Origin of the sequence: Cylindrospermopsis sp. CR12, from assembly GCF_001432185.1 — a bacterium.
Lineage (GTDB): Bacteria > Cyanobacteriota > Cyanobacteriia > Cyanobacteriales > Nostocaceae > Raphidiopsis > Raphidiopsis raciborskii.
Genome location: NZ_LMVE01000042.1, coordinates 214291 through 232518, shown reverse-complemented (window position 1 = coordinate 232518; position 18228 = coordinate 214291). Strand labels below are relative to the sequence as shown.

Genomic DNA, 18228 nt, shown 5'->3' with positions numbered 1-18228 from the left:
CACAATACTACCCAATAATATGAATACTATGTTCTTTGCCAAACATCTTTTTTGCCTATCTAGTCTACTAACCCTAGTGGTTTTAGGTAGTGGTTCTTCTGCAACAGCACAGGTTATTCCATCAGATAATGCTGCTCCTCCTGGTCAATCTGCCCAATCTCAAATGGATGCTGCTTTAACAAGACCTATTCAAGAAGGGGGAAGTTATATTGGGGTGGGAGGAAATATTGGTATAAGTGGTGGTAGTTCGCCATTAGCTGATGGTAATTTTGGAATTGTCAGCAAGCTCTCCGTTTTCAATTCCTTCTCCATCAGACCAGGAGCGGTTTTAGGTAGTGATACCACATTTCTAGTTCCCATCACTTATGATTTTGCCTACCCACAAGTAAAACAAGTATTAAATGGTTCCGCCCTACCCATTGCTCCCTATGCGGGAATTGGTGTGGCAATTAAAGACAGTAAGGATACTAATGTGCGAGTTCAAAATGATAAATATCCTAAAATTGCTCTGTTATTATCCGGTGGTGTGGATATGCCATTAAGTGATAGATTTACCGCTACAGCATCTATCAATGCGGGGTTTTTCCGCTCCGTTGATATTGGTTTGTTATTTGGTGTGGGTTATAGATTCAGCGGAATTTAGTCACCAGGGGGAGATACCTCCCCCATAACCCTATTTGGGACTTACTTGGTCAATAACCGTAATTTTACCATTATCACCCACGGTCCAAACATCATAGACACCAAGTACATCGCCATTAGCATCCACATCCACATCCCCGCTGGCGCCTTGGTAATTAATCTTTGTGCCTGCTTCTATTAGTTTGAGTCCTTCACACACATCAGAAACTTCTTTACCACTACCTTCAGCAACTTCCCGGATTTTGCTGGCAATTCCCACACCGGTATTTTCTTTAGCCGATTGAGCTGCTAACACCAACAAAGCTGCAGCATCCCAGGCTTGGGGTGCGTATTCTCCCGGAGTGCCACCTTTCTTTTGTTGCCACAATTTTTTGAAGGACTCTAGGGCTTTACCGTTGGAACCGGGGGTTGTTCCTATTGCTCCAGATAATAAATATTTACCATCTGCTCCCTTACCTACCTGTTCTGGGAAGCTATCTGATTTCACTCCATCAGTCAATAGGATTTGTACTCCTTTAGCTACTCCTTGTTGATAAGCAGCTTTGAGAAATAAACTACCTGTTTCTGCATACATTACACCTAAAACCGCATCGGGCTTACCTGCAAAAGCCGCACCAGCTTCAGTTTCAAAAGTTTGGGCTTTGGGGTCATAGCGCACAGGTTTGTTCTTATTAACTACTGTTCCACCTAATTTCTCAAATGTTTGTACGAATGCTTTTTCAAAGCCTACACCATAGTCGTTATTAATCACAACTGTGGAAACTCTCTTAAAACCCTTTTTCTTGGCCAGTTGAGCTAAAGCCAATGCTTGATAGGTATCTGGTGGTGCAGTCCGTGCCCAAAAACCTTTAAAGTCACCTTTTTGAGCTTTTTCGGTAAATACGGGACTGGTGCTTCCTGGTGATATGAGCATAACCTTATTGGGTGTAGCTACTGAAACAGCTGCGGTGGAAACACTACTAGCAAAGGAACCAACTACACCAGCTACTTTATCTACTGTAGCTAGTTTAGTCATACCAGCTGCACCACTTTCTGGTTTGGTTTGGTCATCTACTTCCACTAGTTGTACTGGTTCACCATTCACACCACCACAAGCATTGACGGTTTCTACCAGTAGGGGGACTGAACCCGCCATTTGTTGACCAATGGAAGCTAGATCCCCAGTGGTTGGCAATAAACTACCAATTTTTAGACCTTTACCAGTTCCTGCGTTTGCAGGTGAGGTGGTATTACTTGTATTTTCGGTTGTATTTTGAGTTGTATTTTCACAACCACTCAAAAGACAGGCACTAGTTACCAATGTTACACTTAACACTAGAGAAACGTTACGTTTTAACATCTGTTTCCTTTCACTCCTTCCAATACCCTTAGAACCTAAAGTCAGCATAGTCACACGTAAGTTGTCCGTGCATGACTTTTAAAGATTAATCAAAGATTAAATTGTTATTTGCGCTGCTTTATTTAGCCAGAATGATTATTCCACAACTTTTTATTTTTGTCAACAGGGATAATCAATGTTTAATAATTAGAGTTGTTGGAAAATAAGGGATAATAATCAAGCAGACAAGTAGGGTGACATTGGGGGCGTTGGGTTTCGTTCCTTAACCCAACCTACGTTGATCTTGTGTTTAATTCCACCCACTTAGTTAACCAAGATAATTAATATCTAGCAATTGTTCTAGACTATAGGGAGATTCTCTAGGAAAATCAATTTCAATTTGATAGTTTGTTTTTCGTTGTACGTAACCTAAAGCTCTTTGATAAATCTTTGGCATTTCTGCAACTAGATGGCTACGTAGGTTACTGGTTAATTTACTATTTACCTGATCTCGAAAGTTGTAAATTTCCGCTTGCCAATGTCCGGAATTTCTCTCAATTTCCACATGCCAATACTGATAGAGTAATAAGTGTCTAATAACCTGTTGCAGCAAACTTTCTACTGCATTTTTTTTCTCGTTACCCAAGTCAGTTAATTCCTCAATTAAATTTTCTAAATCCAGCTGGTCAAACTGCTTATTCCTCAATAATTTAATGTTGGTCAACAACCACTGGTAATCATCTGTTTCGTGCAGTTGCTGTAAATCTCCTAACCCTAAGTCTTCTAAATTGCCAATACTCATACTTTGCCTCCCTAAATATTAGCGATGAGAAAATCTTGCACTTTCTCTAAATAAGTCTCTGGATCCTCTAACATGGGAAAATGAGCTGTATCAGGGATTATTTCCAACTGAATTTTATCATTCAAATTGGCTGCTTTTTTCCCAAGATCAGCAGGAATAATGATATCATGTTCTCCAGCAATTAATAATGTGGGTACTGTTAATTTGGCAAATTCATCAGGCATGGTTTCTGCTTGTTCTTTGCTTACAGATGTGAAAATTGTCCCTAAAGCTGCATCGTAATTCGCAGCTACAAAATCTTCTAAAAAGGCTATTCTTTCACTATCAGGAATTGGACGATGCAAAAATCTCGCCATGAACATTCTGTCAGCTAAGGGTATTTTGGTTAACCATTGGGGGCGAAATTTAACTACATAACCACCGAATTGATAAAATGCAGCAAAGGCTTTTTCATCATATTCAAAGATTCCACTACAAGTCAAAATTCCTTTCACCACTCTTTGGGGATAACGATTGAAAAATAAGGTGGCAATTGAAGCTCCCATGGAATGAGCGTTAATATACACTCGCTCTAGGTTCAATTGGTTTAATAAAACTGCTAGATCTTCCGCGTATTCTGTTAGTTCATAGCTTAATTTAATATTTTCTTGATTATTCTTAGGCTGACATTCGGAACTGCCAAAACCTCTTAAATCATACAAAAAACAATCAAATCTCTCCGATAATACTTCGGCTGTACTACGCCAATATCTACAAGAACCTGCCCAACCATGCAAAAACACTATCACCGGTTTTGCTATTTCCGATGGTTTTCTTATCCATTCATAGTAGTGATTCACACCGCGAACTTCTATATAAGCCATAAACCCCTAATTATAATCCATATATCCATATAATATATAGCTTTTTCCCGAATACCTCCCACAGAATTGATAAAGAATAGGGGGACAATTTTTGCTGTATCTCATCCCCAAACTCTTTTATCTATTTAGTCTAAGCAGATTCTGGCTTGGGCAAAGAAGAAGGATGAACTAACAATTCGGCTGTAGAACGCTTCTCTACCATCTCTCTTGTCACTGTGCAGGTGGTTACATCTTTACGAGATGGCAACTCATACATTACGTCTAACATTAGTTCCTCTACAATCCCTCGTAGCGCCCTGGCTCCTGTTTTTCTCCGGTACGCCTCCTGGGCGATCGCACTTAATGCTTCCTCTTTAAACTCCAGGTTTACATTATCCATTTTAAGCAGTTTTTGATATTGCTTGACTAAAGCGCTACGTGGCTGGGTGAGAATAGCCATGAGAGCATCCTCATCCAAGGGTTCCACCACTGCTACCATTGGCATACGTCCGATAAATTCTGGGATCATGCCAAATTTAACTAAATCATCGGGTTCTAATTGTTTAAGGGTGGTTGCTACCCGTTTTTCTCTAGATTGCCCTTCTCCAGATTGGACAAAGCCCATTGACTTTTTCCCCACTCTGTGATCTACTACTTTTTCTAAACCGACAAAAGCTCCGCCGCAAATAAATAAGATGTTGCTGGTGTCAATCTGAATGCAGTCCTGATAGGGGTGTTTACGTCCCCCCTGAGGTGGTACATTGGCAATAGTACCTTCTAACATTTTTAAAAGGGCTTGTTGTACCCCTTCACCAGATACATCTCTGGTAATGGAAGTGTTTTCACTCTTACGAGCAATCTTATCTATTTCGTCAATGTAGATTATTCCTCTTTGTGCTTCTTCCACATCTAAGTTGGCAACTTGTAATAGTCTCAGGAGAATATTCTCTACATCTTCTCCCACATATCCTGCTTCTGTTAAGGTTGTGGCATCTGCTACAGCAAAGGGAACATCTAGGATTTTGGCTAAGCTTTGAGCTAATAGGGTTTTACCACAACCAGTAGGACCAATTAAGAGAATGTTGGATTTTTGTAACTCCACACTGTCCTCTCCTGGGGACTTGTCATTTGCCTTACCTTGAGCTACTGCTAACCGTTTGTAGTGATTGTAAACAGCAACAGAAAGCACTTTTTTTGCCTCGTCCTGCCCAATAACGTGCTCATCTAAGTAGTTTTTAATTTCCCTGGGTTTAGGAATTTGATTCAGGGAGATATTAGCAGAATTAGTGCGACGTTTTGGAGTTTGTTCTGGTTTGGGTGGGGAAGAATTGGCCGTATTATTAGCATCTAACAGTTCTTCGTCCAAAATTTCGTTGCACAGCTCAACACATTCGTCACAGATGTATACTCCCGGACCTGCTATTAACTTCCGCACTTGCTCCTGAGACTTGCCGCAAAACGAACATTTTAAGTGTGAATCGTATTTAGACATATCAAGCCTCTTATTTAACGATAGTGACTGGTGCCCCGGATGAGGGGAGATTTTGTCTGGAAATAACCTGGTCAATTAAGCCATAATCTTTGGCTTCCTGTGGTGACATAAAAAAGTCACGCTCGGTATCAGCTTCAATTCTTTCTAAAGGTTGTCCAGTATGTTTTGACATTAGTTGATTTAAGTTAGCCTTAATATAAAGAATCTCGCGTGCTTGGATCTCAATATCAATCGCTTGTCCCTGGGCACCACCCAGTGGCTGATGAATCATGATCCGTGAATCTGGTAAAGACATGCGTTTACCCGCAGTCCCTGCGGTTAACAAAAATGCTCCCATACTAGCTGCTAGTCCAAAACAAATAGTTACTACATCAGGACGTATTTGTTGGATAGTATCATAGATCGCCATTCCTGCATAAACAGACCCTCCCGGGGAGTTGATGTACAGTTGAACGTCCTTTTCTGGGTCTTCTGCATCCAGAAATAATAATTGGGCAACTATAGAGTTGGCTACATTGTCATCTATGGCCGTTCCTAAAAAAATAATCCGCTCCCGCAGTAATCGGGAGTATATGTCAAATGCTCTCTCCCCCATACCAGACTGTTCCACCACCATGGGGACAATACTGCTAAGGCTAATAGGATTTAGGTTATTATAACCACATTGGATATTCATGGTGCTCAGACTAGTGATTGGGGGATTTTCCGACTGTGATATAAGCATACAAAAATATTTAAAACTTCAGTTAGACTAATTTGGACAGAATGAAGGCGAGGGTATGGTTTTTAAATATCGAGGTTTTTGGGGTTTGTGCTAACCATTATGCCCTATATTTACTTTTCTTGTGGTTTCTTGGGAAAAATTAGGTATTTATTCACGGGAAGACTTTACAAACAATGTCTTCCCATTCTTCTTACTCAGGTGTGACGGTTTCTGGTTCTTGGTCTCCACCACTCAAGGAACCTTCGGGTACTAGTTCTAGGGATGAGTTGGCAATTAGCCACTCCAGAACTTTCTCTCTTTCTAACTCTATCCCTAATACTAACTTTAAATTCTTTACATCTATGTCTTCACCAGAGTATTGTTGTAACACCTCGTCGGCTTTTTTCTTAACTTCTTCCTTATCTACTGTGATTGATTCCCGTTTAGCAATTTCTCTTATGGCTAAGTCGCGTTTGAGATCCTCAATTGCAGAGGGCCGTATATTTTCTCGTAATTGAACAACAGTTTCTTTGGTAAACAGTCTTTTCACGTCTAAACCCTGCTGTGCCAAGTTAAAAGCAGTTTTTTCTAGTCTGTGATCTACCTGCTGTTCAATCATAGTTTCTGGCAAATCAATTTCTACATGCTGCAACAACTCTTGCAACAAAGCCTCGTGCTTATTTTCAGTATTTTTTTCTTCTACCTTCTGTTGAAATTGTTTTTCCAAGGATGCTCTTAATTCTGCTAAGGTTTTAAAATCACTGACATCTTGGGCAAAATTGTCGTCCAATTCTGGCAGTTCTTTTTCCTTAATTTCCTTGAGTGTTACTGTAAATAATGCTGCTTTATTGGACAGGTTCTCATCGGGGTAATTATGGGGAAACTGAGCTGGAATTTCCCTAGTTTCTCCCGGAATCATGCCCACTATACCAGTGACAAATCCAGGAATAAACCGATCCTCATTTAAGTCCACTGAAAAATCTTCTCCCTGGGCACCAGGAATTAGTGCGGGTTCCTGTTCTGGGGTTTCCGCAAGTGATCCACTAAAATCCACTAGCACTACATCTCCTAATTGGGCCGCCCTTCCCTCTACTGGGACTAAGGTCGCTATTTTCTCCCGTTCTTCCTCAATGGCCCGATCTACTTTGGTGGAATCGTACTTGGCTTCCTCCGCTTTAATTTGCATTCCTGTGTATTGTTTAATGTTTACTTCAGGTTCCACATCCACTGCAGCAGAAAATGTCAAGGTTTCTCCTGGCTGGTATTTACCTATAAGATCATCGAAAGATGAAACCAGTTTTGGCTGACCAATGGCTTTTATATTCTCTTGTTTAACTGCTTGTTCAATAGCTTCTGGAATTAATTCCTCTAATACGGATGCTTTAACACGATTTGTGCCAATACGTTGCAATAATATTTGTCGGTTTACTTTGCCTTTACGAAACCCAGGAATGTTTACATTACGCATTAAGTCTTTAATTACTTGCTCGTACTTTTCTCTGGTGGATTCCTGTGTAATTTCTATTTCTAGTCCAATTTGGCTTTTTTCTAGTTTTTCCTGGGTAATTTTCATGCTTGGTCTCTTGTGGTATTTTTATCTTGACAGCTGTAGTAATCTGATTTAACTAACTTGCTAGGGTACAGATGTTGTAGTAGTCGCTGATAATCAACAGCAATCGTTAGAAATTATAAATCAGTTTTGTGCAGTTTGGGCAATAGATAGTGTGTGTTGGGAACTCAGCCCCCATTGTCCATTCCCTATTTTATCTAAAAGTTGTTTTTAGCCAACCTCATATCCATTCTACTCATGGTGATTTTCTGCTACAATAGGAATGATTAGTTTAAGGAGTCCCATTTGTCTAAATCCTATTCTGTAGCTATTTTAGGTGCTACCGGTGCTGTTGGTACAGAACTACTGGAACTACTGGAAAGTCGTAAATTCCCGGTCGATAATTTAAAATTATTGGCATCAGAACGCAGTGCTGGTAAGGTTATCCAATTTCAGGGAGAAAATCTGGTAATAGAGTCAGTGAATGACCGATGCTTTGACCAGATTGATGTTGTGTTGGCTAGTGCTGGGGGTGGAACCTCCAAAATTTGGGCCCCAAAGGCCGTGGATAGGGGAGCGGTAGTTATAGATAATTCTAGCACTTTCCGCATGCACCCGGATGTGCCTTTGATTGTCCCAGAGGTGAACCCTCAAGAGGCGGCAAATCATAAAGGCATTATTGCTAATCCTAACTGTACAACAATACTTATGGCATTGGTTGTTTGGCCATTACATCAGGTCAAACCAGTTAAACGAATTGTAGCTGCTACCTATCAATCAGCCAGTGGTGCTGGAGCTAAAGCCATGGAAGAGGTGAAAGTCCAGTCCCAGTTTATATTGGAAGGTAAACAACCCGTGGCCCAGGTTCTTCCCTATCCCCTGGCTTTCAATTTATTCCCCCACAACTCTCCTATGACTAGTATGGGATATTGTGAGGAGGAATTAAAAATGGTCAATGAAACCCGGAAAATATTCGGGAATCAAGATATTAGAATTACTGCTACTTGTGTGCGGGTTCCCGTACTGCGAGCCCATTCGGAAGCTATTAATCTGGAGTTTGACACCCCCTTTGCTCCAGATACTGCTAGGCAAATTTTAAGTGGTTCCCCCGGTGTTCAATTGCTGGAAGATTGGCACAAGAATTATTTCCCCATGCCCATGGAGGCTAGTGGTAAGGATGAGGTTTTGGTGGGTAGAATTAGACAGGATATTTCCCACCCCTGTGGACTGGAACTGTGGCTATGTGGCGATCAGATTCGCAAGGGAGCAGCTTTAAATGCTGTACAAATCGCTGAATTATTAGTCAAAGAAAATCTTCTGGGTTAAACTACGGTATGCCTGGATTGTCAGTCATTTTTAATAATTTATTGTAAGGAGTGAAAAACGGGTGGGAGATTTTGGCACAGTCATAACGGCAATGATTACGCCGTTTACACCGGAGGGAAACGTTAACTACGATCTGGCAGGAAAATTGGCCTCCCATCTGGTTGATAATGGCACAGATACTGTGTTAGTATGTGGTACAACTGGTGAGTCCCCTACCCTCAGCTGGGATGAAGAATACCAGCTGTTTGTTGAGGTACTACAAGCTGTGTCGGGAAAAGCTCAGGTGATTGCAGGTTGTGGTTCCAATTCCACTACAGAGGCGATCGCAGCTACCCAAAAAGCAGCCAAATTGGGTGTACATGGTTCTTTACAAGTGGTACCCTACTACAATAAACCTCCCCAATCAGGACTATATAACCATTTCCAGGCGATCGCCAAATCCTGTCCGGATATGCCAGTTCTGTTATATAATGTTCCTAGCAGAACAGGTCAAAATTTAATTCCAGAAACAGTTATGGGACTGGCAGAAATTGATAACATTGTGGGAATTAAAGAAGCTAGTGGTAATTTGGATCAAACCAGCGAAATTCGCCGCTTGACACCACAGGAGTTTCAGATCTACTCTGGAGATGATTCCCTGACTCTACCCCTACTGGCAATTGGGGCCAAAGGAGTGGTTAGCGTGGCTTCCCATTTAGTAGGTAATCAAATTAAACAAATGATTGAGTCCTTTAGTCTTGGGCAAGTTAAAACTGCTACCGAGATTCATCTACAACTCTTTCCCCTGTTTAAGGCTTTGTTTTTAACTGCCAACCCTATTCCCGTTAAACAAGCCCTAAAAATAACTGGTTGGGATGTGGGATCCCTGCGTCTGCCACTATTAGAAGCTGATATGGAAGTATGTCAGAAATTAAAAACGGTGTTGTGCGAAATGAAATTGGTCTGAATCACCATTTTAAAATATCTTCATTGGTACTTTTATAAGCAGAATGATAAGGATTACCTACGCAGTGAAGAGTTTTCATCTCTAAGTAACAATTGTTAAAACTTTAATAAGAATGTGAAAATGTATATAAACAAAGTACCTTGACAAAATACACACCGAGTATCTTTCCCCCAGGGTTTAGTGGTTGACCATATTGGGGGAGATGATATACAAGAGTTCTATTTTATACGATAAATCTAACTTTCAACTGACGGATCACTGACACAATATCTAGGAGACAATGGCTAGAAACGAAGTTAATTCTACCCTCAAAATTATTCCCTTGGGGGGACTGCACGAAATAGGGAAAAACACATGTGTTTTCGAGTACGAGGATGAAATTATCCTCTTGGATGCTGGTCTGGCTTTCCCTACAGGAGCTATGCACGGTGTGAATATAGTGTTACCTGACACCACATACTTGAGAGAAAATAAGCATAAGATTCGGGGAATGATTGTTACCCATGGTCACGAAGACCACATAGGTGGCATAGCATTTCACCTGAAACAGTTTGATATCCCAGTTATTTACGGTCCCAGATTGGCACTAGCTGTACTGGAAGGAAAACTAGAAGAAGCAGGAGTGAGCGATCGCACCCAATTAAGAAAAGTAATGCCTCGTGACGTGGTGCGCATTGGCAAATCCTTTTTTGTGGAATATATTCGCAATACCCATTCCATAGCGGACAGTTTTACGGTTGCCATTCATACTCCCATAGGCGTGGTAATTCACACAGGGGATTTCAAAATTGACCACACGCCCATAGACGGAGAAACCTTTGATTTACAGCGTCTAGCAGAACATGGAGAAAAGGGAGTATTATGTCTCCTGAGCGACTCAACCAATGCGGAGGTGCCAGGTTTCACTCCTTCAGAGCGTGCGGTTTATCCTAATCTGGATCGGGTATTCTCCCAAGCGAGGGGAAGACTATTTGTCACCACATTTGCTTCCAGCGTTCATAGGATCAACATAGTGTTACAGCTGGCCAAGGAGCATAATCGGGTGGTAACAGTCATAGGGCGTTCAATGTTGAACTTCATTGCCCATGCCCGTAACCTGGGTTACATCAAGTGTGAAGATAGTCTATTTCAGCCCTTACATACCATTCGCAACTTACCGGATGAGAACGTAGTGATTCTGACCACTGGTTCCCAAGGGGAAACCATGGCCGCCATGACCCGCATTGCCAATAAAGAACACCCCCATATCAAAATTCGAGAGGGAGACACAGTAGTTTTCTCTGCCAACCCCATTCCTGGTAATACTATTGCCGTGGTCAACACCATTGACAAACTAATGATCCAGGGAGCCAAAGTAGTCTACGGTAGGGAGAAAGGAGTACACGTTTCTGGTCATGGTTGTCAGGAAGAGCAGAAACTGATGATAGCTCTAACCCGTCCTAAATTTTTTGTACCTGTCCATGGGGAACACCGGATGTTGGTTAAACACTCGGAAACCGCCCAAAGTATGGGAATTCCCCGAGAAAATATGGTAATCATCCGCAATGGAGATGTGATAGAACTAACAGAAAACTCCATCCGCATTGCAGCTCAAGTCCCCTCCGGTATCGAGCTAGTAGATACCACCAGTTCAGGAATGGTGAGCGCCAAAGTCCTACAAGAAAGACAAACTATGGCAGCAGAAGGACTAGCAACAGTAGCAGCAGCTATTGATTGGAATGGCAAACTGCTGGCTAAACCAGAAATCTACCTCCGAGGTGTAGTCACCAGCATCGAGCGATCGCTACTATTGAAGTGGGTACAGCAGCGGATTGAGGAAATTCTGAGTGTTCGTTGGTCTGATTTTTGCACCGCAGGTAGTAATGATGTAGACTGGGGTGGACTGCAAGAGACCCTAGAGAAAGAGTTAGGTCGTTCACTGCGGCGGGAATTACAATGTCAAGCTTCCGTAACATTGTTACTACAAGTTCCCGAACAATTACCCGAAACCGCAGTTAAAGCTTCTGATGGTAGAAGAAGAAGGCCCCGTTCTACCGCTGTGGCTTCATAGGAACTGGGAGAGGTGGAAATCAACATGTTGCCACCTTTCCCCAGATATGTTAAGATTCATTACGTTAGTCACCAAACTCATGTAAAGGTTCAGGTGTGAACTAGAATTGGAGAGGTGCCAAGTTATCAAAAACTGTGGGCAACAAACTATTCTTCCGGTAGAAGTAATTGTCAAATTGTATATTCATCAGTCACAAACAACCCTCATCATAAAAGAGGAGTAAACATGAAAGTATTTGAGAATACAACCAAAAAGATTTTTTTGACCAGTTGGGTATCGCCACACCAAATGGACGCAAATCCCGGTAGTGTGGTCAACGAAGAACAGCATTCCCAGACTGGATGGGACATGCTGGGGCCTGTGCGTAACTGGTTAGATAACATCAAAGTGCAGGATAGAGACTTTGCCCACATACTGTGTAAACTAATTCCCGCCCAGTGTCCTTTTGAGCGAGATGTAAAACTACTGGGAAAAGTCCTGTTTCACATTCCCCCCTTGTGTAAGCTCAATCCCTTTTATGACCAGCTGACCTATCTAAGATTTCGGGCGCTATGTTATTTAGCAGACGAATGTGGTGAAGCTTAGAGATTTCTATCCCCCCGGTCTTTTTGTCTACGCCATTTTTGAATGGCATCTTGAGCATCCTCAAAAGCAGAAGTTTGGGGGGGTACTAAACCAGCAGTTTCTATAGCTTGGCTAAGTTCTCCCTGATCGGCATGATTTTTAGCCAGTTGTAAAATTTGGTCGCTCCAGTCATTAATAGCAGCTTGGGCCAGATCAAACTCCGGTTGTCCCGGTGGTATTTTTTTAGCCATTTTAATGGCATCACCATAACTAGATGCTTGGTCTGGTCGAATGAGGGACTTGGCCGTGTCCAAGAGAGGAGAAGTTAAATTTTGGGAAAATTCCGAATTGCTGCTGGTATCATGGGGCGTGGAGAATTTATGCAGTCGGAAACTGGCATGATTTTGGAGAATTATCGTTGCCATCACAATTACCCCAACAATAGTACCACCCCCCCACCAAATAAATTGTTGCCAAAGGGGAGCTGATTGTGGAGTGGAAAGTTGAGCATAATCCTTAGCAAAGGGAAGAATAGGGATAAATCTACTACCCCCCCTGTTACCCCCCCCATGGGACTGTAAAGAGGTAACTGTAGATTGATTTTTATTTTCTGCTATTTGATTTTCCGGTAAAAAGGAATTCAAATCAGGAGACTTTTGGGACTGGATCTCCTGAGCTAAGGGTAAAATCTGGGCGAAACTTTCCTGGGGAAAAATTAACTGTTCATTAGAATCGTGCTTCCACGCTTCTTCTAACTCTGAAGCTGGGAACATGGAATTAAGACGATCAGGAATAGCAATTACAGGGTTTTGAATAGGTCGCCAATGATGTTGACATAGTTGTGGAGCAAGATAACTTAAATAAGAGTCTAAATCTTTTAAACTACGACATTGGGCAGAAGATAAAGCTTCTAATAATGCTGCAGTAAAAAAACCATGACCTAATTCACTGCTTTCATGGGAGAATTGTTCTGGACTGCAAGACAGCATAATGGCCATATTTAATTCCCGAGCCAGATCGAGCATTTCCTGACCCACAGGAGCATCTGCTTGGGTTCCAAAAGCACGATTAATATCAAATATCAGTAGGACATTTAACCCAGCAGTTTGGAAACCTTGCATGATTTCCCCAACTGGTATAGCAGTTTCCCCAATCCTGTCTGGATTGGCATCCTGGGGCAATAAATAGTCTTTGTTGTTATAATTAACACCATAACCACTCAAGAAAAACCAGAGATAATCTCCTGGTTGCCAAAATTTTGCCTCCAGTTCGTGCAAGAAATATAATATATTTTCTCGGTTGGGGTGAGAAGACCTTTCTCCTCTTGCTGGGGAAGAATTTGTCATTAACAGACAATTCTCCTCTAAGAACCCCAATTCGGTCACTAATAAATCGTTTAATGCTTCTGCATCGTTTTGAGCCCAACCTAAAGGTTGAAATAACTCATACTGATTGATGCCAATAGTAATTGCCCAGTAATTTGCCATCCCGCCCTTAGTCGGTTCTTAGGTGCTTGAAAGAGAGTGTCATGAAGTGTGGTATAAACAAGTTACAATTACTGGCTATTATAAACCATACCTTGCTTATTTATTAGCCAATTTGGCAGATTTCCAATACTTAGCGGTTTTTTTAGTATTGAAATTAATAGAGCTGTTAGGTTGAGGAACGAAACCCACTTATATTGTATTTATAATGTTTTATTAGATTAATGGCAATCGCTCAAAAATTGATGATAAATTCCCAGTTGATGGACTAAAATAGGGAGGTTGTCAAAAATCACCATATTGGTTCTTATGGCCGTTCCTAAGAAGAAAACCTCTAAATCAAAACGAGACAAGCGTCGAGCTACTTGGAGACATAAAGCTGCTGTTGAGGCTAAAAAAGCTCTTTCTCTGGGTAAGTCAATTTTGTCTGGACGTTCTACTTTTGTTTATCCCACCGACGAAGACGAAGAATCCTAGATAAGTGGGTGGGTGGAATTGGAATCAAATATAAGATGAACGTAGGTTGGGTTGAAGTATGAAACCCAACACCACGGGTTACGCTACCACCCATCCTACAAATAATTGTGCCTCCCTACTTGCTCCAGAAACAACACCCTAACCAGTTGGTGAGTGCTTTTTCTGGAGGAGATTGTGAAAACCTAGGCTCCAATAATCTTTTTCAAGGTGGACATCTTACTTAAATATGGTGCATAACGCCAGTTTAGATCCAATCGGAAACCATTATACAGAACACTTTTATAGTGAGAAAAAGTGTCAAATCCTGCTTTACCGTGATAGCTACCCATACCGCTATCACCAACTCCACCAAATGGTAAGGAAGAAACCGCTACTTGAATAATCGTGTCATTGATACATACGCCACCCGACGAAGTATTAGTCAAAACCTGTTCTTGCAGCTTTTTATTTTCAGAGAATAGATACAGAGCTAAAGGTTTGGGTTGAGAGTTAATGATTTCTATTACTTCTTGAATATCTGTATATTCAATTATGGGTAAAATGGGTCCGAATATTTCCTCTTCCATAATTTTATCAGTTAGGGAAATATCATCTATTAGTGTTGGTGCTATATATAACCGTTCTGGGTTTATTTTTCCTCCCACAATGATTCTACCAGCTTTAAGTAGTTCGGTTAATCTATGGAAATGATGTTTATTGATAATTCGGGCAAAATCTGGACTAACTTCTGGGTTATCTCCATAGAATTCTTGAAGAACTTGCTGGAGAGAATTGATTAAAGCTGATTTAATTTTTTTGTTTACCAACAGATAGTCGGGTGCAATACAAGTTTGACCAGCATTAATAAACTTGCCCCAAATAATACGTTTACTGGTGTGTTCTAGATTAATTTCTTTGTCAACAATACAAGGACTTTTGCCACCTAATTCTAGGGTGACTGGTGTAAGATGTTTAGCTGCTGCTGTCATAACTATCTTACCAATACTAGTACTACCTGTAAAGAAAATGTGATCAAATTTTTGTTCTAGTAGTTGCTTACTAGTTTCCACCCCACCTTCTACCACCCTAATGTATTCTGGTGGAAAATATTCGCCGATCAATTTTGCTAGCAATTTGGCTGTATGGGGTGCTAGTTCAGAGGGTTTAATGATGGTGCAATTACCCGCAGCGATAGATCCCACCAAAGGCGAAATAACCAACTGAAATGGATAATTCCAAGGGGAAACAATTAAAACCATTCCCAAAGGTTCGGGCAATATTTTAGCTGAATAGTTAAAGAACTCTAGGGGAACTCCAGTTTTTTTAGGTTTAGTCCATATTTTTATATGCTTAATGGCATAATCTATTTCTTTAATAGCTCCGATCTCCATGGCATAACTTTCAAATTCTGGTTTATTTAAATCACCCTTTAGAGCTGTAATAATAGACTCTTTATTATCAGTCACCAGGGTTCTCAATTTTTGCAGTTGTGCCAGGCGAAAATTAACATCTTTAGTTTTACCTGTGGCAAAGAATTCTCTTTGTGTTTGGAGATGGGTGGTTATGGTATTTGGGTCTACACTAGCAATGGAAATCATGTAATATTCCTCTAGGTTAACAGCTTCTCAACTCAAAATAGCTCAAAATAACTTAAAACAAAAAATATCTTTGTGCCATTGGTAAAATTGTGGCGGGTTTACAAGTTAATAATTCCCCATTGGCTCTGACCTCGTAGGTTTCTGGGTCAACCTCAATGCGCGGTAACCAATCATTCAGTTTCATATCCTGTTTAGTAATTGTTCTAGTTTTGCCAACAGCAACCACTGATTTCTTTAATCCTAACATTTGAGGAACTTCTCTGACTAAACCTATTTTGGACATAAAGGTTAGTGATGTAGTGTGACGAGCACCAGCAAAATTACCAAACATAGGGCGGCTATGGACAGGTTGAGGTGTGGGAATACTGGCATTAGCATCACCCATTTGGGCCCAAGCAATCATTCCCCCCTTAATTACTATTTCCGGTTTCACACCGAAAAAAGCTGGGTTCCATAAACATAGATCCGCCATTTTTCCCTCTTCCACCGAACCAACATAATCAGCAATCCCATGGGTAATAGCAGGATTAATGGTGTATTTTGCTATATATCTTTGGGCGCGAAAATTATCTGCTCCTTTTCCTGGGGTGGAGAGTTCACCCCGCTGTACTTTCATTTTATGGGCAGTTTGCCAGGTTCTAATAATTACTTCCCCTACCCTTCCCATAGCTTGAGAATCGGAAGAAATCATACTAAAACCACCCAAATCGTGGAGAATATCTTCAGCTGCGATCGTCTCTCTTCTAATACGAGATTCGGCAAAGGCCACATCTTCAGGAATGCTAGGATCTAGATGATGACATACCATTAGCATGTCCAAATGTTCATCTAGTGTATTGAGAGTATAAGGACGAGTGGGATTGGTGGATGATGGTAACACATTGGCTTGTCCACACACTTTAATAATATCAGGTGCGTGACCTCCTCCTGCTCCCTCTGTGTGGTAGGTATGAATGGCCCGATGTTTAAATGCTGCAATGGTATCCTCCACAAAACCAGCTTCGTTTAAGGTATCAGTGTGAATGGCTACCTGAATATCATATTCATCGGCAATGGTTAAACAGGTGTCAATTGTTGCGGGTGTAGTGCCCCAGTCCTCATGGAGTTTTAAGCCTATTACTCCAGCTTCTATTTGTTCTATTAGTCCTTGAGGTTGACTGGTATTACCCTTACCAGAAAACCCTAAATTCACAGGGAAAGCATCTGCTGCTTGTAGCATTCGGTAAATATTCCATGGTCCTGGGGTACAAGTTGTGGCATTTGTTCCCGTAGCAGGTCCCGTTCCTCCACCAATCATGGTCGTAATCCCGGAAGCAATAGCTACCTCAATCTGTTGGGGACAAATAAAGTGTATGTGGGTGTCTATTCCACCAGCAGTGAGAATCATACCTTCACCAGCTAGAGCTTCAGTTCCAGGTCCAATAATGATGTCTATGTTGTCTTGAATGTAGGGATTTCCAGCTTTACCAATCTTATGAATTTTCCCATCTTTAATACCAACGTCTGCTTTAACCACACCCCACCAATCCAAAATTAGGGCGTTAGTAATGACTAAATCTACAGCACCATCCCTATTGGCAATTGGGGATTGTCCCATACCATCCCGAATCACTTTTCCTCCACCAAATTTGACCTCGTCTCCATAGGTGGTGAAGTCTCTCTCTACTTCTATAAATAACTCAGTGTCTGCCAATCTAATTTTGTCTCCTACGGTGGGTCCGTATGTTTCAGCGTAAGCCCGGCGATTCATTTTATAAGGCATTATTTCTCCTATTTATTATTTTGACTAGTTTAATTATTTTCTTTGTTTTGTTTATGCGCTTGTTCTTATAACTTACCGTTGATTTTACCGTTGAACCCATAGATTTCTCTTCTCCCTACTAGGGGAACTAGGGTAATTTCTTTCTCATCTCCAGGTTCAAATCTGACTGCTGTTCCTGCGGGGATATCTAGTCTCATTCCCCGTGCTTTTTCCCTGTCAAATTTCAGGGAGCTATTAACTTCATAAAAGTGAAAGTGTGAACCAATTTGGATAGGTCTATCTCCTGTATTGGCTACTATAAGGTTAGTGGTGCTGCGACTGGCGTTTAGTTCTATGTCACCTGGTAAGGTGATGATTTCTCCTGGAATCATGCTGGTTCCTCTATCGAATGGGATTGTGAACGGTTACTAATTTTGTGCCATCGGGAAATGTAGCTTCTACTTGCACTTCGTGAATCATTTCTGCTACACCCTCCATTACGTCCTCTCGGGTTAGTAGAGTTGTTCCATAACTCATTAGTTGTGCTACTGTTTGTCCATCCCTTGCTCCTTCAAGAATGGAAGCGGAAATCAGGGCTATGGACTCGGGATAATTTAACTTCAATCCTCGATTTTTTCTTCTTTCAGCTACTAAAGCAGCTGTGAATATTAATAACTTGTCTTTTTCCTGGGGTGTCAGTTGCATTTTTACCTCC

General features: G+C 41.3%; 17 protein-coding genes. 6 read left to right on the top strand and 11 right to left on the bottom strand.

The window, feature by feature from the left end; genetic code table 11:
- Nucleotides 1-19 precede the first annotated feature (19 nt).
- On the top strand, nucleotides 20-643 hold the full coding sequence (locus ASL19_RS05595) for a hypothetical protein (RefSeq protein WP_235528932.1): 624 nt from the start codon (nucleotides 20-22) through the stop codon (nucleotides 641-643).
- Nucleotides 644-673: 30 nt separating this feature from the next.
- On the opposite strand, the gene ASL19_RS05590 is transcribed toward ASL19_RS05595, so the two are convergent.
- The 6 genes from ASL19_RS05590 to tig form a co-directional block, all read right to left on the bottom strand.
- A complete protein-coding gene (locus tag ASL19_RS05590; protein ID WP_057177602.1) occupies nucleotides 674-1981 on the bottom strand; it encodes an ABC transporter substrate-binding protein in 1308 nt (435 codons plus the stop codon).
- A gap of 307 nt (nucleotides 1982-2288) precedes the next feature.
- Complete coding sequence (locus ASL19_RS05585) at nucleotides 2289-2762, bottom strand: DUF29 domain-containing protein (protein ID WP_057177565.1); 474 nt, start codon at nucleotides 2760-2762, stop codon at nucleotides 2289-2291.
- Between the two features lie 11 nt (nucleotides 2763-2773).
- Entirely contained in the window at nucleotides 2774-3625 is an 852-nt protein-coding gene (locus ASL19_RS05580) for an alpha/beta fold hydrolase (RefSeq protein WP_057177564.1), read from the bottom strand.
- Between the two features lie 130 nt (nucleotides 3626-3755).
- Entirely contained in the window at nucleotides 3756-5096 is a 1341-nt protein-coding gene (gene clpX, locus ASL19_RS05575) for an ATP-dependent protease ATP-binding subunit ClpX (protein WP_040009189.1), read from the bottom strand.
- A 10-nt stretch (nucleotides 5097-5106) separates the two neighbouring features.
- Nucleotides 5107-5820: an ATP-dependent Clp endopeptidase proteolytic subunit ClpP gene (gene clpP, locus ASL19_RS05570; protein ID WP_057177563.1), complete on the bottom strand. Its 714-nt coding sequence runs from the start codon at nucleotides 5818-5820 to the stop codon at nucleotides 5107-5109.
- Between the two features lie 190 nt (nucleotides 5821-6010).
- Nucleotides 6011-7372, bottom strand: a complete 1362-nt coding sequence (gene tig, locus ASL19_RS05565; protein WP_057177562.1) for a trigger factor — start codon at nucleotides 7370-7372, stop codon at nucleotides 6011-6013.
- A 282-nt stretch (nucleotides 7373-7654) separates the two neighbouring features.
- On the opposite strand from tig, the gene ASL19_RS05560 reads away from it, so the two are divergent.
- From ASL19_RS05560 to ASL19_RS05545, 4 genes are all read left to right on the top strand, one after another.
- On the top strand, nucleotides 7655-8674 hold the full coding sequence (locus ASL19_RS05560; protein WP_057177561.1) for an aspartate-semialdehyde dehydrogenase: 1020 nt from the start codon (nucleotides 7655-7657) through the stop codon (nucleotides 8672-8674).
- 61 nt (nucleotides 8675-8735) lie between these two features.
- Nucleotides 8736-9620 (top strand): 4-hydroxy-tetrahydrodipicolinate synthase, encoded by an 885-nt coding sequence (dapA, locus tag ASL19_RS05555; RefSeq protein ID WP_006277596.1) that lies wholly within the window; start codon nucleotides 8736-8738, stop codon nucleotides 9618-9620.
- 280 nt (nucleotides 9621-9900) lie between these two features.
- The gene (locus ASL19_RS05550) at nucleotides 9901-11670 is read left to right on the top strand and encodes a ribonuclease J (RefSeq protein ID WP_057177560.1); all 1770 of its coding nucleotides are present in this window, start codon (nucleotides 9901-9903) and stop codon (nucleotides 11668-11670) included.
- Between the two features lie 225 nt (nucleotides 11671-11895).
- Nucleotides 11896-12255: a Mo-dependent nitrogenase C-terminal domain-containing protein gene (locus ASL19_RS05545; RefSeq protein WP_057177559.1), complete on the top strand. Its 360-nt coding sequence runs from the start codon at nucleotides 11896-11898 to the stop codon at nucleotides 12253-12255.
- On the opposite strand, the gene ASL19_RS05540 is transcribed toward ASL19_RS05545, so the two are convergent.
- Entirely contained in the window at nucleotides 12252-13721 is a 1470-nt protein-coding gene (locus tag ASL19_RS05540) for a caspase family protein (RefSeq protein ID WP_072149091.1), read from the bottom strand. The two genes, ASL19_RS05545 and ASL19_RS05540, sit on opposite strands and share 4 nt — an antisense overlap.
- A gap of 306 nt (nucleotides 13722-14027) precedes the next feature.
- Between ASL19_RS05540 and rpmF the strand changes: the two genes are divergently transcribed.
- Complete coding sequence (gene rpmF / locus ASL19_RS05535) at nucleotides 14028-14195, top strand: 50S ribosomal protein L32 (RefSeq protein ID WP_040008035.1); 168 nt, start codon at nucleotides 14028-14030, stop codon at nucleotides 14193-14195.
- Nucleotides 14196-14377: 182 nt separating this feature from the next.
- On the opposite strand, the gene ASL19_RS05530 is transcribed toward rpmF, so the two are convergent.
- The 4 genes from ASL19_RS05530 to ureA all read right to left on the bottom strand — a co-directional run bounded on the left by ASL19_RS05530 (nucleotide 14378) and on the right by ureA (nucleotide 18218).
- Nucleotides 14378-15772 (bottom strand): aldehyde dehydrogenase family protein, encoded by a 1395-nt coding sequence (locus tag ASL19_RS05530; protein ID WP_152980401.1) that lies wholly within the window; start codon nucleotides 15770-15772, stop codon nucleotides 14378-14380.
- Between the two features lie 52 nt (nucleotides 15773-15824).
- Nucleotides 15825-17534 (bottom strand): urease subunit alpha, encoded by a 1710-nt coding sequence (ureC, locus tag ASL19_RS05525; RefSeq protein WP_057177558.1) that lies wholly within the window; start codon nucleotides 17532-17534, stop codon nucleotides 15825-15827.
- Nucleotides 17535-17599: 65 nt separating this feature from the next.
- A complete protein-coding gene (locus ASL19_RS05520) occupies nucleotides 17600-17905 on the bottom strand; it encodes an urease subunit beta (protein ID WP_006275903.1) in 306 nt (101 codons plus the stop codon).
- A gap of 10 nt (nucleotides 17906-17915) precedes the next feature.
- Nucleotides 17916-18218, bottom strand: coding sequence for an urease subunit gamma (gene ureA, locus ASL19_RS05515; protein WP_006275904.1), 303 nt, complete (start codon nucleotides 18216-18218; stop codon nucleotides 17916-17918).
- Nucleotides 18219-18228 lie beyond the last annotated feature (10 nt).

What these genes read in the sequence shown, in the direction of transcription:
- ASL19_RS05595 (WP_235528932.1), top strand. Translation starts at nt 20, where the DNA reads ATGAATACTATGTTCTTTGCCAAACATCTTTTTTGCCTATCTAGTCTA.
- ASL19_RS05590 (WP_057177602.1), bottom strand. Translation starts at nt 1,981, where the DNA reads ATGTTAAAACGTAACGTTTCTCTAGTGTTAAGTGTAACATTGGTAACT.
- ASL19_RS05585 (WP_057177565.1), bottom strand. Translation starts at nt 2,762, where the DNA reads ATGAGTATTGGCAATTTAGAAGACTTAGGGTTAGGAGATTTACAGCAA.
- ASL19_RS05580 (WP_057177564.1), bottom strand. Translation starts at nt 3,625, where the DNA reads ATGGCTTATATAGAAGTTCGCGGTGTGAATCACTACTATGAATGGATA.
- clpX (WP_040009189.1), bottom strand. Translation starts at nt 5,096, where the DNA reads ATGTCTAAATACGATTCACACTTAAAATGTTCGTTTTGCGGCAAGTCT.
- clpP (WP_057177563.1), bottom strand. Translation starts at nt 5,820, where the DNA reads ATGCTTATATCACAGTCGGAAAATCCCCCAATCACTAGTCTGAGCACC.
- tig (WP_057177562.1), bottom strand. Translation starts at nt 7,372, where the DNA reads ATGAAAATTACCCAGGAAAAACTAGAAAAAAGCCAAATTGGACTAGAA.
- ASL19_RS05550 (WP_057177560.1), top strand. Translation starts at nt 9,901, where the DNA reads ATGGCTAGAAACGAAGTTAATTCTACCCTCAAAATTATTCCCTTGGGG.
- ASL19_RS05545 (WP_057177559.1), top strand. Translation starts at nt 11,896, where the DNA reads ATGAAAGTATTTGAGAATACAACCAAAAAGATTTTTTTGACCAGTTGG.
- ASL19_RS05540 (WP_072149091.1), bottom strand. Translation starts at nt 13,721, where the DNA reads ATGGCAAATTACTGGGCAATTACTATTGGCATCAATCAGTATGAGTTA.
- rpmF (WP_040008035.1), top strand. Translation starts at nt 14,028, where the DNA reads ATGGCCGTTCCTAAGAAGAAAACCTCTAAATCAAAACGAGACAAGCGT.
- ASL19_RS05530 (WP_152980401.1), bottom strand. Translation starts at nt 15,772, where the DNA reads ATGATTTCCATTGCTAGTGTAGACCCAAATACCATAACCACCCATCTC.
- ureC (WP_057177558.1), bottom strand. Translation starts at nt 17,534, where the DNA reads ATGCCTTATAAAATGAATCGCCGGGCTTACGCTGAAACATACGGACCC.
- ASL19_RS05520 (WP_006275903.1), bottom strand. Translation starts at nt 17,905, where the DNA reads ATGATTCCAGGAGAAATCATCACCTTACCAGGTGACATAGAACTAAAC.
- ureA (WP_006275904.1), bottom strand. Translation starts at nt 18,218, where the DNA reads ATGCAACTGACACCCCAGGAAAAAGACAAGTTATTAATATTCACAGCT.